A 14,775-nucleotide genomic window follows, 5' to 3' on the forward strand; every position below is an offset into this window, starting at 1 on the left:
AAGTTTTAGTCGGCGGTTTATCCACGGAGAGCCTGTTTGCTCGCTATCATCCATTCAGGCTGGCGCTGACAGTCGCGCCATTGCAGAAGCTCCCTCGATGGCCGCTGCGACTCTCTCAAAGGAACAACGCGAGACACTCTTCAAAACGCTGCAGGAACGCTTTGAGAGGAATGGGAACCGTCATGCAGGGCTTGCATGGCATGACGTGCAGGCAAGGCTCGAACGAAAGACTCGGGCGCTTTGGACGTTGATTGAGATGGAGCGGACCGGCGGTGAGCCGGATGTGATCGGTAGAGATGATGAGACGGGGGAATACATCTTCTGTGATTGTTCGGCCGAAAGTCCCGACGGTCGCCGAAACGTCTGCTATGACCGGGAAGGGCAGAAGAAGCGGGAGAAGGAAGGCCTACCGGTCGCGGGTAATGTTCTGGATATGGCGGCGGAGATCGGGATTGAGCCTTTGGACGAAGAGCAGTATCGAGAGCTGCAGAAGCTTGGGAGCTTCGACACCAAGACGCAGAGCTGGTTGAAGACGCCGGATGAGATTACGAAGCTGGGCGGAGCTATCTTTGGCGACCGGCGCTATGGGCGCGTCTTTGTGTATCACAACACTGCGCCCTGCTTTTACCGCGGCAGAGGGTTTCGCGGATTGTTTAAGGTTTGATGGCGGTTCGAGCTGCGGTTGAATGGCTCTCTCTGCGGGTTGAATGGTGCGGACGGGTGAAGAGCGGACCTCAGCAGCTGAAGCCGCTTGCTTCTTTGGCGTATGTGCGGCATGGCTGAAGCCATGCCCTTAAGCAAAACGGTTCGAACTGATGCTCGAATACCCCAAAGCGAATCGAGTTCGCTGAGGATCCCGACGATCCCGTCCATCGCGTTACCGCTCAACGAACAAAGTTCGTCGGAGATTCATAAGCGATGGATGGGCCATCTAGAGTATGGTAGGCACATTTGTCGGTAAGACCTTGGGTTCTCATTCATTTGCCGTGCCACAATGAGGCATGATGCCTTCGAATCTCGCCGCTAACTGGATTGCTGCCTGGAATTCGCATGATCTGGACCAGGTAATGGCGTTCTACACGGACGACTTTGAAATGTCGTCTCCGCATATCGTGAACATTATGGGAGAACCTTCCGGTACCTTGCACGGCAAGCCCGCCATCCGTGCTTACTGGCAGAAGGCCATGGGTCTGTTTCCGGGTTTGCATTTCACGCTGGAGACGGTTTACACCGGAGCGAATTCAGTGGTGATCTGCTACACCAACCAGGCGGGCCGCCGCTGTGGGGAAATCCTTTTCTTTAACGATGAAGGCAAGTGTTTCCGTTCAGCCGGGAACTACGCGTGAGGTAGTTGAATCGTTGAATCGTTGAATAGTTGAATAGTTGAATGGTGCGTGGCGGAGTGAAGATCGAGGCGCCCTTCGATGGCGTGACAAGGTACAAGTAGCGTGCGGTGCTCGCGAATCGTCATATACTGCGCTCACATGATCTGCGCGCGTTCCCGCTGGAAAAAGCTCTTTGGTCTCGCGACAGCCACTCTCATGGCAAACTGTGCGTTTGCTGCCCTGGGTCAGACCGTTTCTGCCGGCCAACCTGCGGATTGCGCTGCGTATGCCTCCGTTCCGCTGCCCGCCGAGGCACAGACGGTTCCTGCTCCGAAGGTATTTCCGGCGTGTGCGTCTTATCGCTCCTATCGCGGTATCGGGCAGGCCGTGAACTACGCTGAAGCGCGTGCCTGTGCGTGGCAGGAGCGGCTTGCGCAGAAGGCTAAGCTCGCGCAGAACCCGGATCAACCTACGAGCTGGGTGGTTGGCGGTTCGCTGATTCTGGCCGATCTCTATGTCAACGGCGCAGGAGTGCAGCGTAACGTTCCCCTGGCGATGCGGTTCGCCTGCGAGACGGAAGAGTGGATGGCGACAGGCGCACTGCCGGAGATTGAGAAACGCGCCCGCGGCAATCGTGAGCCGTTTGAGTTCTGCGACTATGCAGGAAACACCTTCACGATGAACTTCTGCAGCGGTTACGCATCCGAGATAAAGGATGAGCGGCGGAGCCATTACTACAACTCATTGAAGTCCTCGATGGATCCTGAACAGAAGGAGGCGTTCGGAAAACTTCTTGCCGCTCAGAATGCATACGTCGACGCACATATCTCCGAGGTGTATCAGGGTGGAACTATCCGCACGATACGGACTCTTGGTTCACAGGAGATCCTCAACGATCTTTTTCGTGGAGAGATCACGCATTTCGAACGCAAGCAATGGCCTGTCCTTTCTGCCAATCAGATTGCTACGTCTGATGTTCTGTTGCAGCGTGAGTACGAGAAGAAGGTCAAGGGCTTGCGGACGCAGCCGAAGGAAGCGATCGACGAGGGAGCAGTGACGGCAGATGGTCTTTCCAGCGCGGAGACAGCGTGGGAGGCGTATCGCGATGCCTGGGTTGCGTTTGCGCGGGTGCGTTATCCAAGTGCTGTTGATGCTATCCGGGCACAGATCACCCTGGATCGATACCGGTTGGTAAAGACGATCTCGTGAATTTCTTTTGACCAAGGTTGAACAAAGCAGGTCCTTCGCTTCCGCTCAGGATGACAACCCGGACGGTTGGTGCTCGACAAACGCAGTAATAGAGCGTTTTCATTGCGCGAACCCCATAGGTGCGGAACCCCTACATTAGACCCACAGGAAGAATGTTCTAGTCCCACAAGCTGCATTTCTATAGAGCGGGCCTTCAGCCCTTTAGATTGTTAATACCGCTAACCTGGGGCGTTGCCCCAGGCTGGTATAGAGCGCGCCTTCAGCGCTTATATGTACTGCTTCCGAATCTGTCACCCTAACTACTGCACGACGCCTGAGTCGTCGCCGGTGCTGCTGTTAGCGGCTTTGGTGAGTTGCCAGCCTTGCGGGGTATTGGTGAGCATTGCGGTTGTCGGTTTAGGTCCGCTGAGAGCGAACTGTATCGCTGGGAAGGCGATCTTGGTTTCGGGGGCCTCTGCCCAGGCGGGGACGCCGTCGATGGTGTAGTGATAGTTCACCGTCGTGGTCGCGCCCGGCTGATCGGAGGTAGGCGTGTTGCTGTCAATCGACGCAACCTTGCGATGGCCATAGCAGAAGTTGCCGTAGCCGGGCTGGGATGGATCCGTAGTCCAGGCGGAGCGGCCCTTTTCGCTGATGTCGTAATTGTTCATCTGTTTGGAGACGATGATGATCTTCTTCTCGGCCGAGGTGCGGGTCAGCAGTCCCTGGTCGACCAGGGCGTCGAACTGACGCGTCTTGTCCTGGTCAGAGTGCGCTACTTGTACGGGGAACTGCTGGGGCGTCGGCCATACGCAGAGAGGGTGAGCGGCGTAGTACGTATCGATCGCGCCGGCATAGTTAGGGGCGACCGTGGCTGTCTTCTTGCAGGCCGTCATGACAAAGGCCAGTGCGCTCACCGAGAACGCGATTATCTGCAACGCTTCTTTCACCTTCCGTTTCATGCAACTTTAGTTGCCGGGGCAGGGATTGCAGTTGTCACCGTCCCAGTCATTCTTTCGACTAGAGCGTTTGCCCTCGACTATACCCCTCTCCTGCTGCGTCGTCATGCATTCTGGCGGTGAATTCGGCAATACCCATCGCTGTAGGGTCAAGCTTGCCGTTCGTACCAGCGAAGGACGCGCAGGGCACGGAGAGTATTCCACCGGCTGGGCCCACCAACTGTCTCTCCCATCGGAAACGGGAGCGCCTCGTCGTAAGCACGGTCGAGAAGCCAACGGCCGTCTGGCTGGCGGCGGCTCTTGAGAACCCCGATTGCTTCGCTGAGCCGCGGATCGGCGCGGTTAACCGCGCGGAAGTAATCGAGGGCGCGGAGAATGTCGTAGTGATAGCGCGGCGGGAAGGCGAGCTCCAGGAATTCGGCGTTTGCGACTTCGCCGGTCGAAAGCTTGCGGAAGAGGCTGCGCTCCAGCAGGTATTCCTCACCGCGGGCTCTGGCGGCGGCAATCTCTGGAGACGGCCCGGCGGCGCACTCATACTCGAGCAGACCCTCAAGGACGCAGATGGTGGTGTGGAAGGAGGAGCGGCTGCTGGTTGGAGCGTCGCAGTTCCAGCCTCCATCTTCAAGCTGCTGCGAGATAAGACGTTGCGCGAGGGTTGAGGACGGACGGCCGAAGTAGCCGCCGAGCGCGAGCACACCGCCGTTGATGCAAGGCTCTTCTTCGCCTTCGAAGAATGGATTGCCGCCGGGTGTGGGAGGCCGCAGGTCCCAGAAGCCGGGATGGTCATCCCAACAGAGACTGGTCTCGAGCCGGACAACCGCCGCATCCACGGCGGGATCGGCTGGATCGATTTCGAAGGATCGCAGCAGAAGCATGGTCACGAGCGTTGATGCCCATTTGGGCTCGTCGGTCCGGAGCCATGAACCATCCGGCTGCTGGCTGTAGAGAACCCTTGCTCCCAGGCCTTCGTTTGGGATGCGGGAACGCTCGGATGAAGCTTGTCGAATAGTTCCTTCGTTGACCGCCGATTGGGAGGATTCCACCAGATCGCGCATCGTCTGCCAGCGAATGGCGGGGTCGGATTCGAGTAGCCAGTCTAGAGGAGTCATCGGAGGTCGCCGGAGAGCTATCGGAACTCGGTTCCGTATTTAAGTGCGATCGCGTGGATCTGTTCGCGGGTGAGTTGCTTGGACGGTGTTCCGGGAGCGGTGCAGGTTTCGCGGAAGAAACCTTCCAATCCCGGAGGCGAAACCATCCAGAGAAGGAGCAGTTCGTGATCGGGGTTCTGAAAGCCGTGCCACGCATTACGCGGGATGAAGATGGTTGCGCCCTTTTCGAAGCCCTGGGGAACGTCGTTCAGAAGGACGCTGCCGCTGCCTTCCAGGACGTAGAAGGCCTCGTCCATATGAAAGTGCCGGTGAACGGGAATTCCCGTACCCTGCATTACCTGCTGTGTTCCAAGCGCGAGCTCGCCGGAACCTGTTACCGGAGATGCCTTGATGATGATAGCGCCGTGATCGCGAAAGTGGATGAGGGTTTCACCTTCAGCAGCGCCGAGCACATAGCCTTGCTGGACCGGGTTGTTCGTCTGAGCCGAAGCGGGCGGCAATACCTGGGACAGGCCGAGGCTGCCGGCGCCCACGAGGAAGGAACGGCGTTGTGGATCGAATGCGTCCATCCAGATCTCCCTCTCGGCGTGCGTTGCATGGGATTCTACCGCGTTAACGATGTTGGCTGGATTGACCTCAGCGGGCGACCAGAAAAGCGGGTCCTTCGCTGCGCTCAGGATGACAGCGTTTTAGCTGTCATAGATAGAAGAGCCACCAGGAGCGTCTTCTGGATTTGACCATGGCCACCCGCGGCGGAGTGGATAAAGCAGGGCAAGCGCCGCCAGCCAGACCAAGTACACCAGCGACTCCATGAGTGATTCTTCCTGAATTTCCCTGTCTTACTTTGATTTTTCGATCGACAGAACCGGATCGGTCAAAGGCTGCAGGACGAAGTTGAAGCTGGATACGCTGGAACCATCCATGAAACGGCCAAGGGACTCGATCATACTGCGGCGCTCGGCCAGGTCTTTCGGAACCAGGCCAAGCGCGGCGAGCAGACGCGGTGTGTAGAGATCGACCCCTGCCTCGATTTGATAGCGAAGCTGCCCTGCCGCGTACACCGCAAACTTTGAAAAGATCCAGGCGAGAAGGAAGAAGCAGGCAAGGAGGGAGAGATGGCGGGCTGTGCTTTGCCAGACCTCAGAGAGATGTTTTACCGTCCAGGCGATGGCCGCAACACCGGCGATGAACAGGGCCGCGGAGCTGTTCAGCAGGGCATAGACGGCGGTCTGGGCGGCATAGATCTCATCGCGCTGAGCGGCAGGAATAACCTTCTCGACACGAGACCATAGCAGGCTGGTGTCAATGCCATAGCGAAGCGTGGAATAGCCTTCCAGCGCAGCCATCGTATTGCCGAGCGGCGTGGCCTCGATCCACTCCTCCGAGGGAAACTGTTCGGCGCGGCGGAACACCCGGGCATAGTTGTCATAGAGCTCATGCCGGTTGAGCGAAGCGATTCGCTCCTGTGCGGTATTGGAATGGCAGAGGTCTCTCCAACGCTGCAGCTCCTCATTGATCCAGCCGGAGGGCGCAATCATTCCAAGCTCGTCCTGTGCCTGCTGCCAGTTTGCCGCATCGCTCTGTGAAGCGCGCCCGGCGATCTCCGCGGCGCGCTGAGCCACCAGAGCGCGGATCGATGCCAGCACATAGAGCCATTCGAGAGCCTTCTGTAACTGAGAACGTCTCCACGACCCGAAGTGCGCATTCGCGGCAATCTGCGTACGCCGAAGATTCCATACCTGTTTCAGTTTGTCTTCGCTCGGCAGCGTAAGTTTCTTCCGTACGCTCTCGACCATGGAGACATTGGCATCGAAAGCACGTTCATGCCAGCGGGCGACAGAGATCTTCCAGAGAGCTTGCTCTTTTGCAGTGTTTGCGGATCTTCTTCTGCCGACATGCCACCGGAGACACCAGCCATGTATGAGAGGGAGAGGAATACGCCGGTACAAGACGAGAATCGGAACGCGCAATGCGACAAAGAGCGCACAGAGCAGAAGGTAGGCGATGAGGATTCGCAGCACGCTCTGCCATTCGGTTTTGAAGGACACCAGGGTCACGATGAGTTGCGTGCAACCCTGCCAGCCCTTCGTATACCCGAGCACACAGTTGACACACAGCAGAGCGGGAAACGCACCGGTAAGAAACAGGCTGCGCCATGAGATTCCGCGAATGTCGAGCTGCTTGATCAGTTCGCCCATTGCCGGCTACTTCTTATGGAGGTCGCACGGGTCGGCGTCAGCCCAATGTCCTCCGCGGCAGTAGATCAGCGGGGGACGGGCGGTTGTGAGCCACTCGTGGTGATAACTGCCGCCACGAATTCCACCGCGCTGTACAGCAGTAATGGCGCTTTGAAAATCCTTTACGGTGGCATCGAGCATGCCGGCGATCCGGCCAGTTGCCCAATCGACCACAACAATGCCGGTGAGAGGCCCCTGTGGAGAACGAACGACAATGTGCGAGATCTCTCCGGCATCAACAACTCCGGCGACCGCCGCAGCATCGGCGTCTTCCTGCACCACCAGCGTGCGCAGCGGGTCGAGGCGCAGGCCTAATTCAACCAGAAGAGCCGGTGAACTTTGCAGGTTGTCGAAGGAGTAGGCAACTTCCCCTATCCTGACAGGACGACCGAGAGAGGAAAGGCTTTTATAGTGCGACATCGAAGACCTCCTGCGGCGGAGAGTATGGTTCCTGATGGCGTGTTGGAATGATTGCTGAAGATGGCAAAGTTTTCAATACGTTTGTTTACCGGATCGGAGCCGGCAAAGGACAACGGCTACGCCGAACCGCTACAATCGACTCCGCTTCTGTGACCGTAGATATCAGCCAGATCGAGATGTATCGGCCTGCTTTGACCGGCCACTGTTACCGCATGCTGGGATCTGTCTTCGATGCGGACGACGCCGTGCAGGAGACGATGATCCGGGCGTGGAAGAGCCTTGAGAGCTTTGACGGCCGCTCGACCTTGAAGACCTGGCTGTACCGCATTGCCACGAACGTATGTCTCGATGAGCTGAAGAAGCGTGGCCGGCGTGCTCGGCCGGTTGACGAAGGAATGCCTTCTCCGGGTGCGCCTCCGCTGGAGTCGTTGACACAGCAGCCGCAGGAGTACTGGATTGAACCGATTCTGGATACACAGGTGGTATCGAACGATGCCAGCCCGGCGGAACAGGTGGTGCAGCGGCAGAGCGTGCGGCTTGCTTTTGTGGCAGCACTGCAGAATCTTGCTCCACGACAGCGCGCCGCGTTGCTGATGACGGAGGTTCTGGGGTGCTCTGCCGCCGAGGTGGCGGAGACGCTGGAGACTTCCGTGCCTTCTGTGAACAGCGCATTGCAGCGCGCCCGGGCAACGCTGGCGAAACGCAGTGAGGAACAGCCGGTTTCGTTGACCGCAGCCCAGCAGGGAATGCTGCGGCGCTATGTCGCCGCTTTCGAACAGTACGACGTCGCCGGGCTTACGGCGCTGATGCGTGAGGATGTCACGCTGTGCATGCCTCCGTTCGAACTATGGCTGCAGGGGCCAGAGGAGATTCAGACGTGGATGCTGGGCCTGGGTTGCGGCTGCAAGGGATCGCGCTTGTTCCCAACCTCTGCCTCCGGCTGGCCTGCATTTGTGCAATACCGCCCGAATCCCGAGGGCGGTCATAAGGCCTGGGGCCTGATCGTGCTGGAGCTGGATGGCGACCGCATCGCCGGCGTAACCACGTTCCTGGATACGGCACGCCTTTTCCCCCGGTTCGGGTTTGGGATAACCGTCTAGTTGCTAGGGTGTATCGACAAATTCGATGCGTTTGAAGATCTATAGAGCGGGCTTTCAGCCCTTATTTTTCAATGGGCCGAAGACCTAGGGCTTCACCCTAGGCTGGTATAGAGCGCACCTTTGGTGCTTACCGTCGCCAATTTCATCGTTGTTGGTTAAGCCGCCCTTTGTGGTGCAGGCCACCGTGCAGCTCGGCTATCCCGAAAGCTGCATCATCGGCCTCGGTGTAGTGCTGCTGCTGAGCACACTTCTCTACCTCATTCCCCGCACCGCCATTCTGGGCGCGGTGCTGCTGACGGGCTACCTGGGTGGAGCGGTGGCAACACATGTTCGCGTCAGCGCAGGCTGGTTCAACATCCTGTTCCCGGTTGTCTTTGGCGCGATTGCCTGGGCAGGCCTCTATCTGCGCGACTGGCGGCTGAAGACTGTCTTCGCACGCTAGAGCATTTTTCCTGTAGGCGTCGTGCGGGGCTTGTGCATCTAGGGACGTTTTCCTCAATGAAAACGCCGCTGCACACTCCTCACGGGATACTCCGCAACAGGAAAATGCTCTAAATCCCCCCCACAACTCGACACAAGGAGATCACGATGAAGAGCGTTCTTGCATTTCTGCACTTTGAAGGCAACTGCCGCCAGGCGATGCATTTCTATCAACAATGTCTTGGCACGGAGCTGCAGCTCACCCCGTATCCCAATGCCGAAGGTCAGCCTTCGAGCGATGCCGATGYCATGATCATGCACAGCCAGTTGAACTACAGGGGTCAAGCCATTCTGATGGCCTCGGACTCAGCGCCCGGTGGCAAGGTCCATGCCGGGAACAACTTTACGGTCTCAGTCGACTGCGAGTCACTGGCTGAGCTGGAACAGTTCTTTGCTGTGTTTGCAGACGGCGGTACGATTCGCCTGCCGCTGAGCGATATGCCATGGGGCGCACGTTTCGGCATGTTGACCGACAAGTTCGGAATCCAGTGGTTCTTCAACTGCGCCCTTTCTTAATAAGCCGCGATAACACATCGACTTCACATCTTCACAGTAAAAGGAGCAATGGACGTATGAGCAACACGACGACAGAGACCAAAGGCCGCGACCTAATTCTTACCAGCGTGATTGACGCCGCACCGGAGAAGCTGTTTCGCGCATGGACGGAACCGGAGTTGATGAAACAGTGGATCGCTCCCCTACCGTTCACGACCACGCATGCGGAGACTGACCTTCGTGCAGGCGGAACGACGATGTTCGTAATGCGCGGTCCGGACGGAACGGAGTTTCCATCCCGCGGCGTCTATCTGGAGGTAGTGCCGAATGAGCGTGTGGTCTTCACCGACGCCTATACCGACGCATGGGCGCCCTCGGAGAAGCCTTTCATGACCGTCACGCTTACGTTTGAGGCATACGAGGGGAAGACGAAGTACACCGCGGTCGCGCGCCACTGGACCGAGGCGGATCGCGAAGCACACGAGAAGATGGGCTTCCATGAGGGGTGGAAGGTCTGCACGGAGCAGCTTGCGAAGTTAGTTGGTGGACTATAGAAGCCCCGCGCCATATTTGAGATCAACCATCTCCACGTGCCCATGTCCCCATAGGGACATGGGCCGTTTTTCGCTTCGCTGGCAGAATTCGTGCCCGGGACCACTATGCGATGGAGAGCAGGCTGGCTTCACGCCCATTTGTCCGCTTGGTTCATCTACTTCGCAAAGACCGTTCCGCAATGGTAAGAAGGATGGGCGGAACTGCCGGGACGTAGAACGTCCGCAACCATGTCTACAAGAGAGAAACAAAGTTATGGGCAGCACAGCATACTGGGTGAACCGCACGAAGCGGCACAGCCTGCTCGCTATGAGCGCGATCATCATCACCGCCGGCGCTTATCTTGCGACACCTCCTCCTGACTTCAGGCATCGGCTCAGCATGGCAACAGCGTATGCCAGCCTAGCTTTCTTTGTGGCTTCGCTGTGGCTTGGTCCGTGGAACGTTCTTCGCCGCAGACCAAACCCGGTGAGCTTCGACCTGCGCAGAGATATCGGCATCTGGGCCGCAATACTTGCGCTGGTACATACCGCCGTTGGCTTGACGGTGCATCTGCGGGGGCGGATGTGGATGTACTTCTTCAAGCGCCTGCATCCGTTGGCGATCCAGAATACGGAGTTTGGTTTCGCCAACTTTGTCGGGCTGGGGGCGGCGTTACTCTTTCTGGTGCTGCTGGCGATCTCGAACGACCTTTCGCTACGCCGCCTCGGGGTAGGGCGTTGGAAGGCAATACAGCAGTGGGCCTATGTCACTTTCGGGCTCACCATCGCGCATGGAGTTGCGTACCAGATGATCGAGAAACGCAAGCTTCCATGGGTGGTTGTGTTTGCCTGCCTGAGCGTTGCGGCGGTCGTGATTCAGACGATTGGGTGGAGGGTACGAAGACAGGGAACCGTTGATTCACGATGACACCGTTTTGATGAGAACCTCGGAGACGCCACACTCGTCCTGATAATCGGCGTGTGCAGTTTCGTCGTGGTTGCGTTGGATACCGGTGCGGTCGAGAAGCATCGACGTCAGCCACACGACAACGATATTCGCCATCAGTGCCCAGATGCCGGCATAGAGCCTGATGTTTGTGCCTGCGATGTTGAGTGCATAGACAGAGGAGTGCAGGCGCAGCGCCGCGGCCATCGATGTTCCTACGGTCATCCCGGCGACCCAACCGGCGATGAGAGCCTGGTGATGGAAGACCCTCTTCCAGAGACCGAAGGTGATGGCAGGGAAGGTCTGCAGAATCCAGATTCCGCCCAGCAGTTGCAGGTTGATGACGAAATCGTGCGATGAGGTAAAGACGAAGAGCAGTGCTCCAAACTTGACGCCGAAGGAAACATTCTTGGCGACGCGCGACTCCTGTTGTGCCGTTGCATGAGGCCGGAAGTAGGCGCGGTAGATGCTGCGGGTGAAGAGGTTGGCGGCTCCGATCGACATGATCGCCGCCGGCACCATCGCCGCCAGCGCGATGGCAGCAAAGGCAAGACCGGTGAACCAGGGCGAGAAGAAACGGGTCATCAGCTCCGGCACGACTCCGCTGGAGGTTGCGGGGTGAATTCCGGCAGCGACCGCGACCACACCGAAGAGAGCGATAAGCCCCAACAGGAAGGTATATGCGGGCAGGAGCACCGCATTGCGGCGAATGACCTGGCCGCTGCTCGAAGCGAGCATGGTGGTCACGGTATGGGGGTACATGAACGCCGCCAGAGCGGAACCCAGTGCAAGCGAGGCGTAGGCGGTGTAGTCCCTGGGAAGCAGAATGAGCGATGCCGTGTTCTGGCGGCTCCAGACAGCATCTGCCCCGGAGAAGATGTGGGTGTAACCACCGGCCTTTGCAGGAATGATGACGATGGCGGCGATAACGACGACATAGATCAGAACGTCTTTCACGATCGCGATGATGGCCGGGGCGCGCAGACCGCTCGAATAGGTGTAGAGCGCCAGGACGAGGAATGCGACGAGGAGCGGCAGATCCTGCTGGATCCAGGAATCTCCAGTAAGGCCAAGCTGCGCCAGCACGGCTCCCATGCCGGCAAGCTGCAGGGCGATGTACGGCATGGTTGCCGTAATGCCGGTGATGGCCACCAGCGTCGCCAGGGTGCGGCTGCCGTAGCGGCCATGCACGAAGTCAGCCGGTGTGATGTAGCCGTGTTTGCGGGCGACGGACCACAGGCGTGGCATGGCAAGAAAGACAAACGGATACACGATGATGGTATAAGGCAGCGCGAAGAAACCCATTGCGCCGGTGCCGAAGACGAGAGCCGGCACAGCGATGATGGTGTAGGCGGTGTAGAAGTCACCGCCCACAAGGAACCACGTGATCAGTGTGCCGAACTGCCGGCCGCCAAGACCCCATTCGTCGAGCTGGTCGAGGTCCCCGCGCTTCCAACGGGCACCGAGGAAACCAAGCACAGAGACAGCGGCAAGGATCGCGAGGAAGACAAGAAAGGCTGGGGAGTGAAGGAGCTGCATTTAGCGTGTCCTCCAGTAGACAATGCCGGTCAGTGCCGCAGTGAGAAAAACCCAGACGAACTGGTACCAGTAGAAAAACGGCACCCCGTAGATCTCCGGCGTACGCCGTGCATAGAGAAACGGCAAAAGAAGACCGAGATAAGGAAGGACGAGCAGCCACGTCCATCGGCTTTTAGTGTTTTGCGCGAGCTTCATGTATGACTCCCAAAATGATGCAGCGGTTCCACGCCGTAATTGCGGCGCAGACTATTTGAAATGCACTTCGATCGTTTGTGGCGATGCATGCTGCGGAAAACGCAGCCATGCGGTGGCGCCGTCAGAGCCGAAGGCGGTATGGTCGAGGGCAGCGCCGTTCACACGTACTCCGGTAACGGCGGAGGCTGTCTTGATACGAACCATGGCCGTGGAGCCTTCAATGCCATCGGCGGAGAAGGTCAGTAACTTCTGTTCATTGTGTTCGTTGCTAATGCGTCCCGCAGATGCAATGACCGTTGGCGTTGCAGTGCTGATGGCCGCAATATCGAGAAGGAAGCGGTGCGTGTTCCCTTTGGGCGCGTAGGTATGCAGCACGTCCATGTTGGCACTGAAGAGATCGACGTAATATCCGGATGCTTTACCGGAAGAAGCGGTCGTTGCTTCAGAAAGTCCCTTCGCGATGATGTATGGTCCACGGCGAAGGACAAGGCGATCGCTCTCCTCGAGTCGCATCGACCTTGCCGCGAGCGCAGTCTTGACGCTGTTGAGGAGATGGTGCGAACCATCCGCCTGCATCGCCAGCGCGGTCGGCGATGCGGCCTCGTGGAGCACTGCTCCTTTGCCCACATGCACGACACCGGTCTGCGAGCTCGCGATACCGAGCTCTTCAAAGAGTTCATCCATCGGGCGGGCATAGTGACGCGGCGCGGCATTCCACCAATCGGTGACGGCCTGATACGGATCTTTTCCGTCATCGATCACGACGAGGACTCCACCAGCCTTTACCCAATTGACGAGTGCATGGTGGAAGGCGATGGACGGCGGCTTCTGCCCTTCATAGGTGAGCAGCAGGCAGCGATAACGGTCGGCAATCTTCGCCTGGTGGAAGCTTTCGATCTGGACCGGCTCCACCGGGATGCCGTGAGAGACCAGCGGCAACGACAGGCCGAAGAAGGAGCTCAACCGCTCATCAGAAGAAGAGGGCGTGGCGCGCTGGAACATCAGGGCGTCTGAGACCAGAACACCGATTCCTTGTGAGCCCGCTGCCAGCCACTGTGCACGGCCTGCGCTCTTCTTCATCTGGCCGAGAGCATGGAAAACGGTCTGGAGCTCCGTCTCATAGGAAGCCGCTATAGGCACCCGCTTGGATGGATCAGCCTCCGAGGGATAGACGCCTCGCGGACCGAAGATGCGCTCGGGCCACGGCACAAGCTCGTAGCTGCTGACCTCCGGCTGAAAGAGCGATGCCGTCAGCGTGCTCTCCCAGTTGAAGCGATAGTCTTCCCAGGTATGGTTGGGATTGTCTTCGATGGGATCGTTCAGGTACCAGACCTTGCGGCCTGAGGCGCGGACGAGATTCTGCATGGCGCCGTATTCCAGGAAGGCGGCCTCGAAGGTACGCTCCTGCACCTTGCCGTCATAAGCGTTGGGTGTGCGCGATGTTCCGGTCCAGACCTGCGCGATGTATCCATCGGCGCCGACATCGATCAGCGACGACTCCGGACTGACAATGCGCCACTGCGCGTAGTTCACCAATGAATGAGTCGCGACGTAGCAGGGAATTCTTTTGTGATGTGCGTCTCCGTACTGCTTCACTGCGGCAAAGACATCCGCAAGCGCGCGGCGATAGAGGAAGTACTTGAGCTTCGATGCGCGATACTGTGCGTCCGGCGAGCTGTCGGGTGATTCCCATGGAGTTCCGTAGAAGGCCTGCCACTCGCGTTTGAAGCTTTCGCTCCAGCCGGACTTCGCCCAGAACTCGGGCTCCTCCAGGAAGACCGCTTCGACACCGGCATCGAGAGCGCGCAGCACTCCGGCTGCAAGGAATTTTCCATACGAGGCCGATGGAGCGATGTAAGGGATGCGGGGATTGCTGCCGTGCAGGACCATCTTCCCATCGCGGTCCATCTGGGCTTCGTCCCAGTGCTTCTTGCCGTCGAAACGGCCGTCGAGATAATCGCTGTACTCTCCCCAGGAGACGCCGGTCATAAGCGCAACGTGATATCCGTGACTGCGCCAGCTTTCGACGCGCTGGGGAAGCGTGGCGTCGATGCCATAGACGATGGCCGTGCCGGCCTCGATGTTCAGCCGCGGCGACCAGAGAGCATGAGTTTGGAAGTTGATAGCCTCTGCATCCTGCCCCTGGGCATGGCTGAACCCGAGAGCGATCATCGTGACGACGACCGCTCCCATGGTGAGGAAATGCTTCCAGCTTGATGGTCTCGTATCGACCGGCATGATTAGAGCGC

Annotated in this window: 17 protein-coding genes; 8 read left to right on the forward strand and 9 right to left on the reverse strand. The window is 58.4% G+C overall.

Annotated features, from left to right (window positions below; all coding sequences use genetic code 11):
- The first annotated feature begins 97 nt into the window (after positions 1–97).
- The 3 genes from AB4Y89_RS22070 to AB4Y89_RS22080 all read left to right on the forward strand — a co-directional run bounded on the left by AB4Y89_RS22070 (position 98) and on the right by AB4Y89_RS22080 (position 2,534).
- Complete coding sequence (locus AB4Y89_RS22070) at positions 98–664, forward strand: DUF4256 domain-containing protein (RefSeq protein WP_442303101.1); 567 nt, start codon at positions 98–100, stop codon at positions 662–664.
- Between the two features lie 337 nt (positions 665–1,001).
- A complete protein-coding gene (locus AB4Y89_RS22075; RefSeq protein ID WP_442303102.1) occupies positions 1,002–1,346 on the forward strand; it encodes a nuclear transport factor 2 family protein in 345 nt (114 codons plus the stop codon).
- A gap of 195 nt (positions 1,347–1,541) precedes the next feature.
- Positions 1,542–2,534 carry a hypothetical protein gene (locus AB4Y89_RS22080; RefSeq protein ID WP_442303103.1) on the forward strand — a complete coding sequence of 331 codons (993 nt, stop codon included), beginning with the start codon at positions 1,542–1,544 and terminating at the stop codon, positions 2,532–2,534.
- A gap of 299 nt (positions 2,535–2,833) precedes the next feature.
- Here AB4Y89_RS22080 and AB4Y89_RS22085 read toward each other — a convergent pair whose 3' ends face one another.
- From AB4Y89_RS22085 to AB4Y89_RS22110, 6 genes are all read right to left on the reverse strand, one after another.
- On the reverse strand, positions 2,834–3,463 hold the full coding sequence (locus AB4Y89_RS22085; RefSeq protein ID WP_442303104.1) for a hypothetical protein: 630 nt from the start codon (positions 3,461–3,463) through the stop codon (positions 2,834–2,836).
- Between the two features lie 158 nt (positions 3,464–3,621).
- Positions 3,622–4,581 (reverse strand): hypothetical protein, encoded by a 960-nt coding sequence (locus tag AB4Y89_RS22090; protein ID WP_442303105.1) that lies wholly within the window; start codon positions 4,579–4,581, stop codon positions 3,622–3,624.
- A 17-nt stretch (positions 4,582–4,598) separates the two neighbouring features.
- The gene (locus AB4Y89_RS22095) at positions 4,599–5,150 is read right to left on the reverse strand and encodes a cupin domain-containing protein (RefSeq protein ID WP_442303106.1); all 552 of its coding nucleotides are present in this window, start codon (positions 5,148–5,150) and stop codon (positions 4,599–4,601) included.
- A 120-nt stretch (positions 5,151–5,270) separates the two neighbouring features.
- Positions 5,271–5,393: a hypothetical protein gene (locus tag AB4Y89_RS22100; RefSeq protein WP_442303107.1), complete on the reverse strand. Its 123-nt coding sequence runs from the start codon at positions 5,391–5,393 to the stop codon at positions 5,271–5,273.
- 27 nt (positions 5,394–5,420) lie between these two features.
- Positions 5,421–6,779, reverse strand: a complete 1,359-nt coding sequence (locus tag AB4Y89_RS22105; RefSeq protein WP_442303108.1) for a hypothetical protein — start codon at positions 6,777–6,779, stop codon at positions 5,421–5,423.
- A gap of 6 nt (positions 6,780–6,785) precedes the next feature.
- Positions 6,786–7,238, reverse strand: coding sequence for a hypothetical protein (locus tag AB4Y89_RS22110; RefSeq protein ID WP_442303109.1), 453 nt, complete (start codon positions 7,236–7,238; stop codon positions 6,786–6,788).
- Between the two features lie 47 nt (positions 7,239–7,285).
- On the opposite strand from AB4Y89_RS22110, the gene AB4Y89_RS22115 reads away from it, so the two are divergent.
- The 5 genes from AB4Y89_RS22115 (at position 7,286) to AB4Y89_RS22135 (ending at position 10,774) form a co-directional block, all read left to right on the forward strand.
- Positions 7,286–8,338: a sigma-70 family RNA polymerase sigma factor gene (locus tag AB4Y89_RS22115; protein ID WP_442303110.1), complete on the forward strand. Its 1,053-nt coding sequence runs from the start codon at positions 7,286–7,288 to the stop codon at positions 8,336–8,338.
- Positions 8,339–8,489: 151 nt separating this feature from the next.
- Positions 8,490–8,780 (forward strand): DoxX family protein, encoded by a 291-nt coding sequence (locus tag AB4Y89_RS22120; RefSeq protein ID WP_442303158.1) that lies wholly within the window; start codon positions 8,490–8,492, stop codon positions 8,778–8,780.
- Positions 8,781–8,926: 146 nt separating this feature from the next.
- Entirely contained in the window at positions 8,927–9,334 is a 408-nt protein-coding gene (locus AB4Y89_RS22125) for a VOC family protein (RefSeq protein ID WP_442303111.1), read from the forward strand.
- Between the two features lie 56 nt (positions 9,335–9,390).
- Complete coding sequence (locus AB4Y89_RS22130; RefSeq protein ID WP_442303112.1) at positions 9,391–9,867, forward strand: SRPBCC family protein; 477 nt, start codon at positions 9,391–9,393, stop codon at positions 9,865–9,867.
- 253 nt (positions 9,868–10,120) lie between these two features.
- Positions 10,121–10,774, forward strand: coding sequence for a hypothetical protein (locus AB4Y89_RS22135; RefSeq protein ID WP_442303113.1), 654 nt, complete (start codon positions 10,121–10,123; stop codon positions 10,772–10,774).
- On the opposite strand, the gene mctP is transcribed toward AB4Y89_RS22135, so the two are convergent.
- Genes mctP through AB4Y89_RS22150 form a run of 3 tightly spaced genes read right to left on the reverse strand, consistent with a single transcriptional unit; the run spans position 10,766 to position 14,764 of the window.
- The gene (gene mctP / locus AB4Y89_RS22140) at positions 10,766–12,331 is read right to left on the reverse strand and encodes a monocarboxylate uptake permease MctP (RefSeq protein ID WP_442303114.1); all 1,566 of its coding nucleotides are present in this window, start codon (positions 12,329–12,331) and stop codon (positions 10,766–10,768) included. The two genes, AB4Y89_RS22135 and mctP, sit on opposite strands and share 9 nt — an antisense overlap.
- A complete protein-coding gene (locus AB4Y89_RS22145; RefSeq protein ID WP_442303115.1) occupies positions 12,332–12,526 on the reverse strand; it encodes a DUF3311 domain-containing protein in 195 nt (64 codons plus the stop codon).
- A gap of 51 nt (positions 12,527–12,577) precedes the next feature.
- The gene (locus tag AB4Y89_RS22150; protein WP_442303116.1) at positions 12,578–14,764 is read right to left on the reverse strand and encodes a hypothetical protein; all 2,187 of its coding nucleotides are present in this window, start codon (positions 14,762–14,764) and stop codon (positions 12,578–12,580) included.
- Between the last annotated feature and the right edge of the window lie 11 nt (positions 14,765–14,775).

It is taken from the genome of Terriglobus sp. 2YAB30_2, assembly GCF_052114765.1.
Lineage (GTDB): Bacteria > Acidobacteriota > Terriglobia > Terriglobales > Acidobacteriaceae > Terriglobus.